This window comes from Streptomyces sp. NPDC040410, from assembly GCF_055595715.1.
Genome location: NZ_JBVIVK010000008.1, coordinates 75,600 through 89,868, shown reverse-complemented (window position 1 = coordinate 89,868; position 14,269 = coordinate 75,600). Strand labels below are relative to the sequence as shown.

Sequence of the window (14,269 nt, the reverse complement as noted above, 5' to 3'; positions counted from 1 at the left end):
CGCGTTGTGGTTGCGGCGGGGGGCGTCCACGCCCGCCGCCCCTGCCCTTCCCGTCACCGGGGGCTGCCGCCCCCAGGCCCTCGCTTCTGCCTCAACGGCCCCGTCGCCGGTGGCGTCGAGGGGTCACGCACGGCCGATGGGGGCCAGGACCGCTGCCGTCAGCTGCGCGAGGTCGCCGGGGGCGAGTTCGACTTCCAGGCCGCGGCGGCCGGCCGAGACGCAGATCGTGTCGTGGGCGGACGCCGAGTCGTCGAGGACCGTCGGGAGCTTCTTACGCTGGCCGAGCGGGGAGATGCCGCCGCGGACGTAGCCCGTGGTGCGTTCCGCCAGGGCCGGGTCGGCCATCGCGGCGCGCTTGCCGCCGACCGCCGCCGCCAGGGCCTTGAGGTCCAACGAGCCCGCCACCGGGACGACGGCCACGGTCAGCGACCCGTCGACGTCGGCGACCAGGGTCTTGAAGACGCGCTCCGGGGAGACACCCATCGCCTCGGCCGCCTCCTCGCCGTACGACGGGTGCGCGGGGTCGTGGTCGTAGGAGTGGACCGTGTAGGTCACACCGGCCGCCGTGAGGGCCACGGTCGCGGGCGTGCCGCCCGCCCGCCGCCCGCCACCCTCCCTGTTCGCATGCGCTTCGCGCGCCCCGACTGCGTGCTGCTGCTTCTTCGGCTTCTTCGCCATCCGGCCTGTACCCCAGAGGTGTGCGTCAGTTGAGACTCGTCGGGCCGCGCGTCAGGTCCGACGCCGGCAGTGACGGCAGACTACGGATGATCGCGGTCTCCGCGCGAAGGAGTTCGAGCTCGTCGCGCAGCCGGGACGCGGAGTCCGGGGCCTGGAGCAGGCGCTGCTTCGTCGGGGTGTCCAGCATCATCGCTGCGGCCACCAGATAGGACACCACGGACGGGTCGTCCGGCAGGTCGGCGCCCGTGGAGAGCGATCGCTCGCGCGCCCCGGCCAGCCGCTTCTGGTACTGGCGGAACGCGCGCAGCACCCCCTCGGCCAGTGCGCCGGCCTCGTCGCCGGGCGCCTCGGGCAGCTCGTCCAGTTCGGCCGTCAGGAACGGGCCCGACGCGTCGACCGAGGCCAGCCGCACCCGGGTCGTGCCGGTCGCCAGCACCTCGAACGAGCCGTCGGCCCGCTCGCGGATCGTCGCGGCGTCCGCCACGCAGCCGGTCGCGAAGAACGCCTTGACCGGGTCCGGGCCGAAGCCGGCCGCGGGCCCGCGCTGGGGGACGGCCGTCTGGTCCGGCATGCCGGGTGCGCTCGGTGCCACCTCGTGGCCGTCGCGGATCGCCACGACGGCGAACCGGCGCGGTTCGTCCTCGGGTGTCTTCAACAGGTCGCGCATCATGGCGCGGTAGCGCTCCTCGAAGACGTTCAGAGGAAGCACGAGCCCCGGGAAGAGCACGGAGTTCAGGGGGAAGAGCGGGAGTCGGACGGTGGTCACGGCGCCACAGCCTAATGGTCGCCGGAGCGGGCACGACGGGCGTGCCCACCTGGTGGATGCCGGGACAGCCCGCTCAGCGGTGCCGACCGGATGTCGGCGCGCATCTGGAGGAAGAGGCCCAGCGGGTCGTCCGACAGCCGGTCCCACGGAAAGGACGTGGCGTACGGGCCGATCAGACGCAGTTGGACGCGGGCCTCTTCCCAGCGTTCCAGCCGCACGAGGACGTACATCAGTTTGTTCCGGATCTCGGCGGGCCACGGATCGGCCGCCGGGAAGCGGGCGGAGAGCGCGATCGCCCGGTCGGCCGCCGCGTCCAGCTGCTCGCGCGGCACCTCGGGGCCGCAGCCGTCGGTCAGGTAGCCGAGGGCCGCCCGCGTGGGCAGTGCCTGGATGAGCGAGGCCGCCGGAGCGTCCTGGGCGGCCCGCTCGGCGAAGTCGAAGCGCTCGCGGTGGGAGCCGTGCCAGGAGGACGCCAGGTAACGCAGGGCCGCGACATGACAGCCGTAGTGGTGCGGGGCGCGGCGGACCGCGGCCTCCCACAGCCGCTCGAAGCAGGTGTGCCCGGCGTTCGTGCCGCGTGCGTGGTCCAGGGCGATCCGCCACGCCACCGGGTCGCGGTCGTCCGCGCGCGCGGCGGCCGTGATGAGCGGGCTCACGTCGTGCAGCAGCTCCGCCCGCGCCGGGGACCGCCATGCCCGGTCCACTGCCAGCTGGGCCCGGACGAGCAGCACGTCCGGGTCGTACGGGGCGGCGGCGGACCACCGCTGGAACCACTCGTCGCGCGCGTGCGCGAAGGCCGCGAGCCGCCGCGCGTACCGGTCGCGGTTCTCCCACTCCGCGTTCTCGCGGGTGGCGGCGAGCAGGCCGGCCGCGGGCCCGGACGCGCCTTGCGCGGCCGCGACCAGGGCGGGGCCGAGCCGGGTGTCGGGCGCGTCGAGGACCACGTCGTCGTCGGGCGTGCCGGTGGCGTGGTGGGGGGCCGTGTTTCTGGTCATCCGGGCCGTACGGATGAAGGGGGGCAGCAGAGCCATGGTGTCGACCATTGAAAGTCCGCAGGTCAGCTGCGCGCCAGCGGGAACACGCAACCGGTGAAAGGTTGTACGTGGGCCGGTCAAGGCCAGGTAAAACGTGACCGTTCAACGGCCGGCGGTCCGCCATGAGCGGCTCAGTTCCGCCGCAGCAGCCGGGTCGCCCCGGCGGCCACCGTCGTCGCCAGGACCCAGCCCAGCAGGATCATCGCCGCGGACAGCCACTGCCGGCCGCCGCTGAGCTGCCACTGGCCGGCCTGGCCCAGATCGATGACCGGCAGCAGCAGGTCCAGGGCGAACAGCGTCGGGTTCCAGGACGGGTTCCCGGGGCCGCTGACCGGGGGCCGGCCGGAATGCGCGAAGGCGACCGAGGCCGCCGCCCACAGCACCGCCATCCACACCGCGGCCCGGCCGGGCCGGTACCCGTAGGCGACGATCCAGTCCTGGAGGTATCCCCAGAGCTTGGCGGCCAACGGCAGTGTCTCGCGGCGCCGGCGCTGCTTGGCGAGCAGCACCTCGCGCGCGTCCTCGTCCTCGCCACAGGCGCGCAGCGCGGTGGCGAGACGCTCGTACGGCTCGGGGTTGTACTCGGCGGTGGCCGCCCCGACCCACTCCAGGCGCTGGGAGAGCGAGAAATGCCCCCGCGGCACGAGGTTCTGGTACACGAAGCCGAGCATGTGCAGCCTGCCCGGGCCGGGCCAGCTGCTCACCACGTCCACGAGATTGACGACCCGTGACCCCGACAGCACCACCTTGCCGCGCTGCGGCCGCTCCCCGAGGAAGCGCAGTTCGAACGTCTGCAGCCGGCGCAGCGCCAGCTCCTGGTCGTCGGTGAGGACGAACCGGGCCCGGTCGAGGTCGACGGCCTCCCCGAACCGTCCGTCGTCGAGCCGCACCCCGCCCTGGCACTCGAACCGCTGGATCCGGGTCCCGCTCGACGGGGTGGTGCCGCTCAGCATCGGGCTGCCCAGGCCGGCGGGGGTCATGTACAGGGTGCGCTCGACGGTCAGCTGGGGTGCGTTCAGGGCGAACCGCGTGTACGGGTTGATCAGCCGGGCGCCGCGCAGGCTCAGCGAGACGCCTATCTTGGCGCCGCGCAGGCTCACCTCGCCGTGCGACTCCAGCAGCTCGGCCTGGACGTCCTGGCCGACGGTCAGGCCGTCCGCGACGATCGAGCGGCCGCTGCGGTCCCGGTACACGATCGCCTGGTTGAGCAGCAGATCCGTACCTATGTGCGCGTCGGTGAGCCGTACGCCGTGGTGGAAGCGGCAGCGCGGCAGATGCAGATCGCCCTCGCACCGCAGCCGGGCCGCTTCCAGGCGCGGCACCGAGCAGTCCACGAGGCGCACGGTCGTGCAGCGGGCCTCCGCCAGCAGGACCTCGTTGTCGAAACGGCAGCCCCGCAGCTCCACGTACGGCGCGATGAGGCCGCCCGCCAGATCCAGGTCGCCGCTGATCCGGATGCCGACGAGCTTCAGGGACGCCACCCTGCCCACCAGGGCGGGCGGCCCGTCGAGCAGCAGCCAGGCGATGGCGCGCGCCCGCACGGTCCGCTCGGGCCCCCAGGCCGTGCCGCCGTGCGGGTCGTCGACGACCTCGTCTCCGCTCCTCAGGTCGTAGACCGCGCCCATGCGGAACGCCTGCCACATGCCGGCCTCGGCCGCGGTCAGGTCGTCCGGCAGATCTCCGGCGCGAACGCCGGCCCCCTCGGTCACCCTGGTTCCTTCCTTCCCGGCTACTCGCGGGTTCGCCCCGCCCGCTACAGCCTTCATGCCCGTTGAGTGACGTTCGGAACGCAGAAAGTGACGAAGGGGTCCGATGGTGACTGCCGGGGTCTGTATCAGCCATTGATACGTGCGGACGGTGCGCTGACCCGGTCTGCGAGAATTGACTGTGTGATCTCCCGAATCGATCTGCGCGGTGACGCCCTTCCCGAGGGCCCCGCCCTGCGCGACCTGCTGCCCCGAGCCGACTTCGACGTTCAGGCCGCCCTGGAGAGGGTGCGTCCGATCTGCGAGGCCGTGCATCATCGGGGCGACGCGGCGCTGATCGACTTCGCCGAGAAGTTCGACGGGGTCCGCCTGGAGTCCGTACGGGTCCCGGGCCGGGCGCTGAAGGACGCGCTGGAGCAGCTCGACCCGGCCGTGCGCGCGGCGCTGGAGGAGTCGGTCCGCCGAGCCCGTCTCGTCCACCGCGCACAGCGCCGTACGAGCCACACCACGCAGGTCGTGCCCGGTGGCTCGGTCACCGAGAAGTGGGTGCCGGTCGAGCGGGTGGGGCTGTACGCGCCCGGCGGCCGGTCGGTCTACCCGTCCTCGGTGATCATGAACGTGGTCCCCGCGCAGGAGGCCGGCGTCGGGTCGATCGCCCTCGCCTCCCCGGCGCAGGCCGAGTTCGACGGGCTTCCGCACCCGACGATCCTCGCCGCCTGCGCGCTGCTCGGAGTCGACGAGGTCTACGCGGCCGGTGGCGCCACCGCCGTCGCGATGTTCGCGTACGGCACCGAGTCCTGCCCGCCCGCCAACATGGTCACGGGCCCCGGCAACATCTGGGTCGCGGCGGCCAAGCGTTACTTCACCGGCAAGATCGGTATCGACGCCGAGGCCGGCCCGACCGAGATCGCCGTCCTCGCGGACTCCACCGCCGACCCGGCGCACGTCGCCTCCGACCTGATCAGCCAGGCCGAGCACGACCCGCTGGCGGCCGCCGTGCTGGTCACGGACTCCGTCGAGCTCGCGGACGCGGTCGAGCGGGAACTGGAGCCGCAGGTCGCGGCCACCAAGCACATCGAGGACCGGATCGTCCCCGCGCTGAAGGGCCGGCAGTCCGCGATCGTGCTGGTCGACGGAGTCGAGGAGGGCCTCAGGGTGGTCGACGCCTACGGCGCCGAGCACCTGGAGATCCAGACGGCCGACGCGGCCGCGGTCGCCGACCGCGTGAAGAACGCGGGCGCGATCTTCATCGGCCCCTGGGCCCCCGTGTCGCTCGGCGACTACGCGGCCGGCTCCAACCACGTCCTGCCCACCGGCGGATGCGCCTGCCACTCCTCGGGCCTGTCCGTCCAGTCCTTCCTGCGCGGCATCCACATCGTCGACTACACGAAGGACGCGCTGGCCGAGGTCGCGCACCACGTGGTGACGCTGGCGGAGGCGGAGGACCTGCCCGCGCACGGCGCGGCGATCAAGGCAAGGTTCGGCTGGAAGGTGCCTGAGAGCAAGTGAGCTTCGGAATCGACGATCTCCCCGTACGGGACGAGCTGCGCGGCAAGTCCCCCTATGGCGCGCCCCAGTTGGACGTCCCCGTACGGCTGAACACGAACGAGAACCCGTACCCGCTGCCCGAGCCGCTGGTCGAGCGGATCACCGAGCGGGTGCGCGAGGCGGCCCGGGACCTCAACCGCTACCCGGACCGGGACGCCGTGGAGCTGCGCACGCAGCTCGCCAAGTACCTGACGGACACGTCCGGTCACCCGGTCGGCCCGGCGAACGTCTGGGCGGCCAACGGCTCCAACGAGGTCATCCAGCAGCTGCTGCAGACCTTCGGCGGACCGGGCCGTACGGCGATCGGCTTCGAGCCGTCGTACTCGATGCACGGCCTCATCGCCCGCGGTACCGGGACCGGATGGATCTCGGGTCCCCGCAACGAGGACTTCACCATCGACCTGACGGCGGCCCGCCAGGCCATCGCCGAGAACCGCCCCGACGTCGTCTTCGTCACCACGCCCAACAACCCCACGGGCACCGCGGTCCCGGCCGAGACGGTCCTCGCGCTGTACGAGGCCGCGCAGGCGGCCAAGCCTTCGATGGTGATCGTGGACGAGGCGTACATCGAGTTCAGCCATGGCGACTCGCTGCTGCCGCTGCTCGAAGGCCGGCCCAACCTCGTCGTCTCCCGGACGATGTCGAAGGCATTCGGCGCCGCGGGCCTGCGCCTCGGCTACCTCGCCGCGCACCCGGCCGTCGTGGACGCCGTCCAGCTCGTACGGCTGCCGTACCATCTGTCGGCCGTCACACAGGCGACCGCCCTGGCCGCCCTGGAGCACACCGACACGCTGCTGAAGTACGTCGAGCAGCTCAAGACGGAGCGGGACCGGCTGGTCACCGAGCTGCTGGCGCTGGGCTACGAGGTCACGGCGTCGGACGCCAACTTCGTGCAGTTCGGGCGGTTCGACGACGCCCAGACGGTCTGGCGGCAGATCCTCGACCGGGGCGTCCTGGTCCGGGACAACGGCGTACCGGGCTGGCTGCGGGTGACCGCCGGAACCCCCGAAGAGAACGACGCGTTCCTCGACGCGGTCCGTGAAATGAAGAAGGAGCAGAGCGCATGAGCCGCGTAGGAAGGGTGGAGCGGACGACCAAGGAGACGTCCGTTCTCGTCGAGATCGACCTCGACGGCACCGGCAGGACGGAGATCTCCACCGGGGTCGGCTTCTACGACCACATGCTCGACCAGCTCGGCCGGCACGGTCTGTTCGACCTGACCGTGAAGACCGAGGGCGACCTGCACATCGACTCGCACCACACCATCGAGGACACCGCCCTCGCGCTCGGCGCCGCCTTCAGGCAGGCGCTCGGCGACAAGGTGGGGATCTACCGGTTCGGCAACTGCACGGTCCCGCTGGACGAGTCCCTGGCCCAGGTGACCGTCGACCTGTCAGGGCGGCCCTACCTCGTGCACACCGAGCCCGAGAAGATGGCGCCGATGATCGGCGAGTACGACACCACGATGACCCGGCACATCCTGGAGTCCTTCGTCGCCCAGGCCCAGATCGCGCTGCACGTGCACGTGCCCTACGGGCGCAACGCGCACCACATCGTGGAGTGCCAGTTCAAGGCGCTGGCGCGGGCGCTGCGCTACGCGAGCGAGCGCGACCCGCGCGCGGCCGGCATCCTCCCGTCCACGAAGGGCGCGCTGTAAGCCATGAACGGACTGTCGACCGTCCTGATCGTCGTCGGCCTCTTCCTGGTCGGCGGCATCATCTCCTTCGTCAAGCAGCAGATGCCGAAGAGCCTCATCGTGCTTCTCTCGATCGGCGCCGCGATGTGTCTCGTCGCGGGTGTCCTGAGGCTGGAGGTGTGGAGTTGAGCGCAGGTTCCAAAAGCGTCGTCGTCTTCGACTACGGCTTCGGCAACGTCCGTTCCGCCGAGCGTGCCCTCGCGCGCACCGGGGCCTCCGTCGAGATAACGCGCGACTTCGACAGGGCCATGAACGCCGACGGCCTGCTGGTGCCGGGCGTCGGCGCCTTCGCCGCCTGCATGCAGGGCCTTCGCGAGGCCCGCGGTGACTGGATCATCGACCGCCGGCTGGCCGGCGGCCGCCCGGTGATGGGCATCTGCGTCGGCATGCAGATCCTGTTCGCGCGCGGCATCGAGCACGGTGTCGAGACCGAGGGCATGGACGAGTGGCCGGGCTCGGTCGAGCCGCTGCAGGCCGACATCGTGCCCCACATGGGCTGGAACACCGTCGAGGCGCCGGCCGACTCCGAGCTGTTCGCGGGGCTCGACGCGGACGCGCGCTTCTACTTCGTTCACTCCTACGCCGTCCACGACTGGACCCTGGAGACCACGAACCCGACGATGCGCGCCCCGCTGGTGACCTGGTCGACGCACGGCAAGCCGTTCGTGGCCGCCGTCGAGAACGGCGCCCTGTGGGCCACGCAGTTCCACCCCGAGAAGTCCGGCGACGCCGGAGCCCAGCTCCTCACCAACTGGATCGGAACACTGTGAGCAAGCTCGAACTCCTCCCCGCCGTCGACGTCCGCGACGGCCAGGCCGTCCGCCTCGTGCACGGCGAGTCCGGCACCGAGACCTCCTACGGCTCCCCTCTTGAGGCCGCCCTCGCCTGGCAGCGGGCCGGCGCCGAGTGGCTGCACCTGGTCGACCTGGACGCCGCGTTCGGCACCGGCGACAACCGGGCGCTGATCGCCGAGGTCACGGAGCGCATGGCGGAGCTGCACATCAAGGTGGAGCTGTCCGGCGGCATCCGCGACGACGGCACGCTCGCCGCCGCCCTCGCCACCGGCTGCACCCGGGTGAACCTCGGCACCGCCGCCCTGGAGACCCCCCAGTGGGTCGCCAAGGTCATCGCCGAGAACGGCGACAAGATCGCGGTGGGTCTCGACGTACGCGGCACGACACTGCGCGGCCGCGGCTGGACCCGGGACGGCGGCGACCTCTACGAGACGCTGGAGCGCCTCGACAAGGAGGGCTGCGCCCGGTACGTGGTGACGGACATCGCCAAGGACGGCACTCTGCAGGGCCCCAACCTGGAGCTGCTGCGCAGTGTGTGCGCCGCGACGGACCGCCCGGTGGTGGCCTCCGGCGGGGTGTCCTCGCTGGACGACCTGCGGGCCATCGCCGAACTGGTACCCCTCGGTGTCGAGGGCTCCATCGTCGGGAAGGCCCTGTACGCGAAGGCGTTCACCCTGGAAGAGGCCCTGGAGGCGGTAGCCCAGTGAGCGATGTACGACGCGTCACGACCGGCGCGCCCTGGGAGGAGGCCTTCGGCTATTCCCGCGCGGTGGAGCTGCCGAACGGCCTTGTGCTGGTCTCCGGCTGCACGTCGATAGTCGACGGCGAGATCGCCGGCGGCGGTCCGTACGAGCAGGCGGTCAACTCGTTCAACGTCGCGATCGCGGCGCTGGGGAAGCTGGGTCTCGGCCGCGAGGACGTCGTGCGTACGCGCATGTACATCACCCATGCCCGGGACGTGGACGACGTCGGACGCGCCCACAAGGAGCTGTTCGACTCCGTCCGGCCCGCCGCATCCATGATCATCGTCTCCGGCTTCGTGGACCCCAGCCTGGTCGTCGAGGTCGAGGTGGAGGCGTTCCGAGGAGTGTCCAGAGCATGACCCTTGCCGTACGAGTGATCCCCTGCCTGGACGTGGACAACGGCCGGGTCGTCAAGGGCGTCAACTTCCAGAACCTGCGCGACGCGGGCGACCCCGTCGAGATGGCCAAGGTGTACGACGCCGAGGGCGCCGACGAGCTGACGTTCCTGGACATCACCGCATCGTCGGGCAACCGCGAGACGACGTACGACGTGGTGCGCCGCACCGCCGAGCAGGTGTTCATCCCGCTGACGGTCGGCGGCGGCGTCCGCACGGCCGAGGACGTGGACAAGCTGCTGCGGGCGGGCGCGGACAAGGTCGGCGTCAACACGGCGGCCATCGCCCGCCCGGATCTCATCCGCGAGATCGCGGAGCGCTTCGGCCGGCAGGTGCTGGTCCTGTCGGTGGACGCACGGCGCACCCCCTCCGGGAGCTTCGAGGTCACCACCCACGGCGGCCGCAAGGGCACCGGCATCGACGCGATCGAGTGGGCGCACCGGGCCGCGGAGCTGGGCGCGGGGGAGATCCTGCTCAACTCGATGGACGCGGACGGCACGAAGGACGGCTACGACCTGGAGATGATCGCGGCCGTCCGCAAGCAGGTGTCGGTCCCCGTGATCGCCTCCGGCGGCGCGGGAAGGCTCACCGACTTCCCGCCGGCGATCTCGGCGGGTGCGGACGCGGTGCTGGCCGCCTCCGTGTTCCACTTCGGCGATCTGCGGATCGGCGAGGTGAAGGACGCGCTGCGGGAGGCGGGGCACCCCGTCAGGTGACGGTGCTGCCGGCCTGAGCCCCGGTCACTCCCGTTCCTTGGGCTGCGCCAGCTGCACCAGATTGCCCACGGTGTCGTCGAGTACGGCCATGACGACCGGCCCCTGCTCCTGCGGTTCCTGCAGGAAGCGCACCCCGAGCTCCCGCAGCCGGTCGTACTCCGCCCGGACGTCGTCGACGGAGAAGACGATGCAGGGGAGGCGGGCCTCGCGCAGCGCCTTGCGGTACGGCTCCGCGATGGGGCCCTGGCCGGGTTCCAGCAGCAGCTGGAGGTCCGGCTGGGCCCCCTCGGGAGCGCCCACCGTGACGAACAGGTTCCCGCCGCCCAGGTCCATGTGCACGCGGGTCTCGAAGCCGAGGACGTCCGTGTAGAAGGCGTGCGCCTTCGCCACGTCGTCGACGTACACGCCGGTCATCGCGACCTTGATCACGGAGTTACTCCTCAGATACCGAGCTGCTTCGTGTCGTGCAGCCTGGCGATCGCGTCCTTCTCGCCCTCCAGCTCCACGTCCGCGGCGCTCTGCCGGCCGTAGAGGAAGAGCAGCAGCTCGGACGGCTCGCCGGTCGCCGTCACGACCGGTGTTCCCCGGCGGGCCACCGCCGTCTGGCCGTCGGGGCGGCGCAGCACCAGGCCCGTCGCGGCGCCGCGGCCCATCAGCCGCGAGGTGCGCTCCAGCCGCGACCACAGGGCGTCCTGGAAGACCGGGTCGAGCGCGCGCGGCGCCCAGTCGGGCCGGGCGCGGCGGACGTCCTCGGTGTGGACGTAGAACTCGATCGTGTTCGACATCTCGTCGACCGGCTTGAGGGAGAACGGCGAGAAACGCGGCGGGCCGGTACGGATCAGCCGGATCAGCTCCTCGTACGGCTTCGCGGCGAACTCCGCCATCACCCGCTCCAGACGGGGCTGCAGCTGCTTGATCAGGATGCCGCCGACGGCGTCGGGCCGGCGCTCGCGCACCACCACGTGCGCGGCGAGGTCACGGGTGAGCCAGTCCTCGCACAGGGTCGGGGCCTCGGGGCCCTCGGCCTCCAACAGGTCGGCCAGGAGAAGTCGTTCACGCTTCGCGAATGTCGACATGAAAGCCAGCCTACGGCCGCCCTCGGGGTCCGCCCAGTGGACACTCCCCAGGGCCTGCCGGTGCCGCGCGGCACAATGGCACACATGACCAGCACGCCCGCGCCCAGCAGCCTGGACCCCGAGATCGCCGCGCGTCTCAAGCGCAGCGCCGACGGGCTCGTCCCCGCCATCGCCCAGCAGTACGACACCGGCGAGGTGCTCATGCTCGGCTGGATGGACGACGAGGCGCTGCACCGCACGCTCACGACCGGCCGCTGCACGTACTGGTCGCGCAGCCGGGGAGAGTACTGGGTCAAGGGCGACACCTCCGGTCACTTCCAGTGGGTCAAGTCCGTCGCCCTCGACTGCGACGCCGACACCGTGCTGGTCAAGGTCGACCAGGTCGGCGCCGCCTGCCACACCGGCGCCCGCACCTGCTTCGACACCGACGTGCTCCTCAAGGACGCCGATTCCGGCGTACCCGCCTCGGATCAGTAGGGTCAGCCGCCATGGACCTCGACACGTTCCGCAAGCTGGCCACCGACCGCCGCGTCATTCCGGTCACCCGCAAGCTCCTCGCCGACGGCGACACCCCGGTCGGGCTCTACCGCAAGCTCGCCGCCGAGCGCCCCGGCACGTTCCTGCTGGAGTCCGCGGAGAACGGCCGTTCGTGGTCCCGCTACTCCTTCGTGGGCGTCCGCAGCGCGGCGACCCTCACCGCGAGGGACGGCCAGGCCCACTGGCTCGGCACCCCGCCCGTCGGCGTCCCCGTCGACGGCGACCCCCTCGCCGCCCTGCGCGCCACCATCGAGGCCCTGCACACCCCCCACGAGGACGGCATGCCGCCCTTCACCGGCGGCATGGTCGGCTATCTGGGCTACGACATCGTGCGCCGCCTGGAGAAGATCGGCCCAGGGGAGCGGGACGACCTCAGGCTGCCCGAGCTCACCATGCTCCTCACCAGCGACCTCGCGGTCATGGACCACTGGGAGGGCTCGGTCCTGCTGATCGCCAACGCGATCAACCACAACGACCTCGACACGGGCGTCGACGAGGCGTACACGGACGCGGTGGCCCGCCTGGACGCGATGGAGGCCGACCTGTCCCGCGCGGTCGCCCAGCCGCCCGCGATCCTCCCGCCCTCCGAACTGCCCGAGTACACGGCCCTGTGGGGCGGCGAGGACTTCCAGGCGGCCGTCGAGGACGTCAAGGAGCGCATCCGGGCGGGCGAGGCCTTCCAGGTCGTACCGTCGCAGCGCTTCGAAACGCCGTGCACGGCGAGCGCGTTGGACGTCTACCGGGTGCTGCGGGCGACCAACCCGTCCCCGTACATGTACCTGTTCCGCTTCCCCCACGGGGACAAGGGCGCTTTCGACGTCGTCGGCTCCTCCCCCGAAGCCCTGGTCAAGGTCGAGGACGGGCAGGCGATGGTCCACCCCATCGCCGGCACCCGGCACCGGGGCGCCACCCCGCAGGAGGACCAGGCCCTCGCCGACGAACTGCTCGCCGACCCCAAGGAGCGCGCCGAGCACCTGATGCTGGTCGACCTCGGCCGCAACGACCTCGGACGGGTCTGCGAGCCCGGCTCCGTCGAGGTCGTCGACTTCATGTCCATCGAGCGGTACTCGCACGTCATGCACATCGTCTCGACGGTGACGGGCCGGGTCGCGCAGGGCCGCACGGCCTTCGACGTGCTGACCGCGTGCTTCCCGGCCGGCACGCTGTCCGGCGCGCCCAAGCCCCGCGCGATGCAGATCATCGACGAACTCGAGCCGTCCCGGCGCGGCTTGTACGGCGGCTGCGTCGGCTACCTCGACTTCGCGGGCGACTCCGACACCGCCATCGCGATCCGCACCGCCCTGCTGCGCGACGGCACCGCGTACGTCCAGGCGGGCGCCGGCATCGTCGCCGACTCCGACCCGGTCGCCGAGGACCAGGAGTGCCGCAACAAGGCTGCGGCGGTCCTGCGTGCCGTGCACACGGCGAACCGACTGGGCAGGTAGGGCGCTTCTCACGTGAACCCCGGGTGACCGTTCGCCCGGGGTTCGGGCGATAGTGGAGTACGTGACTGCTGTACCTCACCCCCGTTCCGAAGCCGCAGGACCCGTCAGGGCCGGCCGCCTCAGCCTTGCCGTAGCCCTTCTGTCCGGGGCGCTCGGCGCGGCCGTGACGCTGCTCGCCACCCGGCAGCGGTGGTCGCAGGGCACCGCGACGGTGGCCGGCGGCGACTTCCCCCTGACCGCCAAGGGCAGCGACGTCACGGGCGTCCCCGCTTCCCTCGCCATAGTGGGCCTCGCCGCGCTCGTGGCCGTCTTCGCCGTCCGCAAGGCCGGCCGCGTCCTGGTCGCAGGCCTGCTCGCGCTCTCCGGCGCGGGCACGATCGCCGCGGCGCTGCTCGGCGCCTCCGACACCTCCGCGCTCGACGAGAAGGCCGCGCAGGCCAGCGGCGACACCTCGGCCACCGTCGACACGCTCACCCACACCGCCTGGCCGTACGTCGCGGCCGCCGGCGGCGTGCTGATCCTCCTCGCCGGACTGCTCGCTCTGCGGCACGGCCGCCGGTGGCCCGCGATGTCCGGCCGCTACGAGCGGGCCGGAGCCCCCCGCCCGCGCCGCAGGGCGCCCACCGCCGACCCCGACCGCCCCGAGGACATCTGGAAGGCGCTCGACCGGGGAGAGGACCCCACCGGGGCATAGCGCGGCGACGACGGGAGACCCCCGCAGACCGCACGCGCGTGCGTGCGGGACAATGAACCCTGAGCGTCCGGCTCAGACACGAAAACAGCAACGAGGAGCAAGTCATGGCGGGCAGCAGCCACGGTCACACCCCGGCCGCCTGGACCGGTGTCACAATCGCCTTCATCGGTTTCTGCGTGGCGGGCGCCTTCATGGTGTTGGCCCAGCCGGCGGGCTTCTGGGCCGGCATGGCGATCGTGATCCTCGGCGGCGTGGTCGGCTGGATCATGAGCGCGATGGGCCTGGGCATGCCGAAGAACGCCGCCACGGCGCGCCGGACCGCGGGGCAGCGCGAGCCCGCGAGCGTCGAGAGCTGAATCCCGCACGGGAGTGGCGCAGGACTTCGGTGAGGGGCGGTCCGGCAGGAATGCCGGACCGCCCCTCACGCGCGCGTGGGGCCGT

General features: G+C 72.0%; 18 protein-coding genes. 12 read left to right on the top strand and 6 right to left on the bottom strand.

Annotation, left to right across the window (positions count from 1 at the left end; genetic code table 11):
- Window positions 1-123 precede the first annotated feature (123 nt).
- The 4 genes from ybaK to ACZ562_RS18305 form a co-directional block, all read right to left on the bottom strand.
- Entirely contained in the window at window positions 124-678 is a 555-nt protein-coding gene (gene ybaK, locus ACZ562_RS18320) for a Cys-tRNA(Pro) deacylase (protein ID WP_471179836.1), read from the bottom strand.
- Window positions 679-703: 25 nt separating this feature from the next.
- A complete protein-coding gene (locus ACZ562_RS18315; RefSeq protein WP_471179833.1) occupies window positions 704-1,444 on the bottom strand; it encodes an LON peptidase substrate-binding domain-containing protein in 741 nt (246 codons plus the stop codon).
- Window positions 1,445-1,455: 11 nt separating this feature from the next.
- Entirely contained in the window at window positions 1,456-2,487 is a 1,032-nt protein-coding gene (locus ACZ562_RS18310; protein WP_471179830.1) for a hypothetical protein, read from the bottom strand.
- A gap of 122 nt (window positions 2,488-2,609) precedes the next feature.
- Window positions 2,610-4,187: an oxidoreductase gene (locus ACZ562_RS18305; protein WP_471179828.1), complete on the bottom strand. Its 1,578-nt coding sequence runs from the start codon at window positions 4,185-4,187 to the stop codon at window positions 2,610-2,612.
- 180 nt (window positions 4,188-4,367) lie between these two features.
- Here ACZ562_RS18305 and hisD point away from each other — a divergent pair, with 180 nt between their 5' ends.
- Genes hisD through hisF form a run of 8 tightly spaced genes read left to right on the top strand, consistent with a single transcriptional unit; the run spans window position 4,368 to window position 10,076 of the window.
- Window positions 4,368-5,693, top strand: coding sequence for a histidinol dehydrogenase (hisD, locus tag ACZ562_RS18300; RefSeq protein ID WP_471179825.1), 1,326 nt, complete (start codon window positions 4,368-4,370; stop codon window positions 5,691-5,693).
- Window positions 5,690-6,799, top strand: coding sequence for a histidinol-phosphate transaminase (locus ACZ562_RS18295; protein WP_471179822.1), 1,110 nt, complete (start codon window positions 5,690-5,692; stop codon window positions 6,797-6,799). The genes hisD and ACZ562_RS18295 overlap by 4 nt, the downstream gene beginning before the upstream one ends.
- The gene (hisB, locus tag ACZ562_RS18290; RefSeq protein ID WP_437043858.1) at window positions 6,796-7,389 is read left to right on the top strand and encodes an imidazoleglycerol-phosphate dehydratase HisB; all 594 of its coding nucleotides are present in this window, start codon (window positions 6,796-6,798) and stop codon (window positions 7,387-7,389) included. The genes ACZ562_RS18295 and hisB overlap by 4 nt, the downstream gene beginning before the upstream one ends.
- Window positions 7,390-7,392: 3 nt before the next feature.
- Entirely contained in the window at window positions 7,393-7,557 is a 165-nt protein-coding gene (locus tag ACZ562_RS18285; protein ID WP_471179818.1) for a hypothetical protein, read from the top strand.
- The gene (gene hisH / locus ACZ562_RS18280; protein WP_471179815.1) at window positions 7,548-8,198 is read left to right on the top strand and encodes an imidazole glycerol phosphate synthase subunit HisH; all 651 of its coding nucleotides are present in this window, start codon (window positions 7,548-7,550) and stop codon (window positions 8,196-8,198) included. The genes ACZ562_RS18285 and hisH overlap by 10 nt, the downstream gene beginning before the upstream one ends.
- A complete protein-coding gene (priA, locus tag ACZ562_RS18275; RefSeq protein ID WP_471179812.1) occupies window positions 8,195-8,929 on the top strand; it encodes a bifunctional 1-(5-phosphoribosyl)-5-((5-phosphoribosylamino)methylideneamino)imidazole-4-carboxamide isomerase/phosphoribosylanthranilate isomerase PriA in 735 nt (244 codons plus the stop codon). The genes hisH and priA overlap by 4 nt, the downstream gene beginning before the upstream one ends.
- Window positions 8,926-9,324, top strand: a complete 399-nt coding sequence (locus ACZ562_RS18270; RefSeq protein WP_471179809.1) for a RidA family protein — start codon at window positions 8,926-8,928, stop codon at window positions 9,322-9,324. The genes priA and ACZ562_RS18270 overlap by 4 nt, the downstream gene beginning before the upstream one ends.
- The gene (gene hisF, locus ACZ562_RS18265) at window positions 9,321-10,076 is read left to right on the top strand and encodes an imidazole glycerol phosphate synthase subunit HisF (protein ID WP_471179806.1); all 756 of its coding nucleotides are present in this window, start codon (window positions 9,321-9,323) and stop codon (window positions 10,074-10,076) included. The genes ACZ562_RS18270 and hisF overlap by 4 nt, the downstream gene beginning before the upstream one ends.
- A gap of 24 nt (window positions 10,077-10,100) precedes the next feature.
- On the opposite strand, the gene ACZ562_RS18260 is transcribed toward hisF, so the two are convergent.
- Both ACZ562_RS18260 and ACZ562_RS18255 read right to left on the bottom strand, forming a co-directional pair.
- Window positions 10,101-10,505, bottom strand: a complete 405-nt coding sequence (locus ACZ562_RS18260; RefSeq protein ID WP_471179803.1) for a VOC family protein — start codon at window positions 10,503-10,505, stop codon at window positions 10,101-10,103.
- A gap of 11 nt (window positions 10,506-10,516) precedes the next feature.
- Window positions 10,517-11,152: a TIGR03085 family metal-binding protein gene (locus ACZ562_RS18255; protein WP_471179800.1), complete on the bottom strand. Its 636-nt coding sequence runs from the start codon at window positions 11,150-11,152 to the stop codon at window positions 10,517-10,519.
- Between the two features lie 84 nt (window positions 11,153-11,236).
- Between ACZ562_RS18255 and hisI the strand changes: the two genes are divergently transcribed.
- The 4 genes from hisI (at window position 11,237) to ACZ562_RS18235 (ending at window position 14,184) form a co-directional block, all read left to right on the top strand.
- Window positions 11,237-11,629 carry a phosphoribosyl-AMP cyclohydrolase gene (gene hisI / locus ACZ562_RS18250; RefSeq protein WP_471179798.1) on the top strand — a complete coding sequence of 131 codons (393 nt, stop codon included), beginning with the start codon at window positions 11,237-11,239 and terminating at the stop codon, window positions 11,627-11,629.
- Between the two features lie 11 nt (window positions 11,630-11,640).
- The gene (locus ACZ562_RS18245; RefSeq protein ID WP_471179796.1) at window positions 11,641-13,134 is read left to right on the top strand and encodes an anthranilate synthase component I; all 1,494 of its coding nucleotides are present in this window, start codon (window positions 11,641-11,643) and stop codon (window positions 13,132-13,134) included.
- A gap of 52 nt (window positions 13,135-13,186) precedes the next feature.
- Complete coding sequence (locus ACZ562_RS18240; RefSeq protein ID WP_471179793.1) at window positions 13,187-13,828, top strand: TIGR02234 family membrane protein; 642 nt, start codon at window positions 13,187-13,189, stop codon at window positions 13,826-13,828.
- Window positions 13,829-13,932: 104 nt separating this feature from the next.
- A complete protein-coding gene (locus ACZ562_RS18235; RefSeq protein WP_471179791.1) occupies window positions 13,933-14,184 on the top strand; it encodes an HGxxPAAW family protein in 252 nt (83 codons plus the stop codon).
- Window positions 14,185-14,269 lie beyond the last annotated feature (85 nt).

Coding starts and splice junctions, on each gene's coding strand:
- ACZ562_RS18235 (WP_471179791.1), top strand. CDS start 13,933: ATGGCGGGCAGCAGCCACGGTCACACCCCGGCCGCCTGGACCGGTGTC.
- hisI (WP_471179798.1), top strand. CDS start 11,237: ATGACCAGCACGCCCGCGCCCAGCAGCCTGGACCCCGAGATCGCCGCG.
- ACZ562_RS18245 (WP_471179796.1), top strand. CDS start 11,641: ATGGACCTCGACACGTTCCGCAAGCTGGCCACCGACCGCCGCGTCATT.
- ACZ562_RS18310 (WP_471179830.1), bottom strand. CDS start 2,487: ATGGTCGACACCATGGCTCTGCTGCCCCCCTTCATCCGTACGGCCCGG.
- ybaK (WP_471179836.1), bottom strand. CDS start 678: ATGGCGAAGAAGCCGAAGAAGCAGCAGCACGCAGTCGGGGCGCGCGAA.
- ACZ562_RS18285 (WP_471179818.1), top strand. CDS start 7,393: ATGAACGGACTGTCGACCGTCCTGATCGTCGTCGGCCTCTTCCTGGTC.
- ACZ562_RS18255 (WP_471179800.1), bottom strand. CDS start 11,152: ATGTCGACATTCGCGAAGCGTGAACGACTTCTCCTGGCCGACCTGTTG.
- hisB (WP_437043858.1), top strand. CDS start 6,796: ATGAGCCGCGTAGGAAGGGTGGAGCGGACGACCAAGGAGACGTCCGTT.
- hisF (WP_471179806.1), top strand. CDS start 9,321: ATGACCCTTGCCGTACGAGTGATCCCCTGCCTGGACGTGGACAACGGC.